This window comes from Nitratireductor sp. XY-223, assembly GCF_004959855.1.
GTDB lineage: Bacteria > Pseudomonadota > Alphaproteobacteria > Rhizobiales > Rhizobiaceae > Hoeflea_A.
Genome location: NZ_SPNT01000054.1, coordinates 1 through 1766 on the forward strand (window position 1 = coordinate 1; position 1766 = coordinate 1766).

Consider the following 1766-nt stretch of genomic DNA (forward strand, 5'->3'; position numbering starts at 1 on the left):
ATAAACCGTTTCGTCGCGTGCCATGTTCTTTCCTCTCCCGTGATTGCGTGTCGTGCGTCCGCTGCAGCACCCTGTTGCGATACCGTGTCAACCGGCGGTCTGCGGACAGCTTGCCCGGAAGTGTACCCCCCCCCCCCCTTGGGGATGTGACTATGAAATCAATAGGCAAAGCGCCGGAGCGGACCGCGGAAACGAAACGCCCGATCCGTTGCGGGACCGGGCGCCGGGTTTGCGGTGTGCGGGTGGGGTCCCGTTACTCGGTCACCCTTGCACCGCCGAAGGCACCGCGCGCTTCGCCCGCCTTGCGGCCCTCGGAGGTGATGTCGAACACGCCGCCGACCTCCTCAGCCTTCGGGCCGAAGAAATTGCCGCTGAAACTGCCGGTGTACCCATCGCCGCCGGTCAGATCGCCTGCGGTACCGACGCCACTGATCTTGGTGCCCTTGAACCCGTTACCGTCGATCGCACCCTCGAACGTGGCCAGGTCCTCCAGCGTGGTCTCGAGGGTGTTGTCTGCGAAATTGACCTCTGTCTTCATATCATCAGACTGCCTCGTGATCGCGCCATTTCCATCCGCGGCGGCGGCGCGGACATTGCCCGCCCATTGGCCCTCGTAGGTGGCCTTGCCGAAGGTCGGTATGTCGCCGACCGGGGTCAACTTGCCGTCGGGCAGCGTGCTGACGAAGCCCGTGCCAAGGTCGGCAAGGGTGTTGCCATCGTCCTTCAGCCCCGCCCAGACGCCGTAGTTCAGGTGCTCGAAGGACTTCGCATCCGGGGACCGGACATTCTCATGGACCAGGACGGTCTTGTACTCGTATTCTATTACGTTCCCCTGCGTGTCCAGTTTGCCGCCCTCCACTCGCTCCAACCACATCTTTTGGTTATTGTTGTTCTTGTCTATGTAGTAGTAGATGTTCGTCTTGGGCCCGAAATTGCCGGGAACGTAGTATAGATGGACGTTATTGTCAGCCGGACCAAAAGTGGGCTTTGTTCCGTCTATACGCAGCACCTGGTAGAACTCGCCCTCCGCCTTCATGATCTTGTTGCCGCTAGCGTCGCCGAGAGGATTTTCCTCGGTAACTGCACCATTAATAGTAACTCTATTTACTTCGGGGAGGATGTAGAAAATCCCCACCGTCTTGTCGGATTTCGTGGTCATGTACTTGTCGACGAGGGTCAGGCGCGCCTTGTCATCGGCCGAATCGGTCACACTGCCAATGACCGGGATCAGCTTCTCAGAATCAGCACTCCCCCCACTAGACGTAGCCAGAATCCCGCGCGTGTTAAATTGCGGCTGGCCCTTTCTCTCGGGGTTCTCGGCGGTGGCGGAGGCCTTATCCACAGCCTGGATTTTATCCCGGAAGGAATAGGACCTCCTCGTAGTGCTGTTCGTCCTAACGTCATCAATCTTCCCGGTGATGACCGTCTTGCCGTTCGTTTTCACGGTGCTCTTCTTTGCGCCGGGAACGATCATGACGTCCCCGACCCTGTAGGTCGGCTTGCCGTCGTCGTCATAGGTGACCTTGACCTCCATCCCGGCGGCCTTGACCGCTTCCGCCGCCTTGTCCATGGCGATCTTTTGCTGGGCCTGCGCCGTCTTCAGCGCCGCCTGCGCCCTGGTGCGCGCCTCCACCGCCGCCGTGCTCGTGGTCGCGGCGGCCGCCTTCGCCGATTCCGCCTTCGCCGTATTATAGGCCGTCATCGCCGCCCGCGCGGCGGCGCGCGCCGCATCGGCATGCGTTTTCGCCATCGGGTCGCCGGTCTGC

The 1766-nt window shown here is 61.1% G+C and carries 1 protein-coding gene; it reads right to left on the reverse strand.

All coding sequences use genetic code 11. From position 1 onward, the window contains the following. Nucleotides 1–253 precede the first annotated feature (253 nt). The coding region (locus E4M07_RS28955) for a transferrin-binding protein-like solute binding protein (RefSeq protein ID WP_206057437.1) at nt 254–1766 on the reverse strand (1513 nt) is incomplete at its 5' end.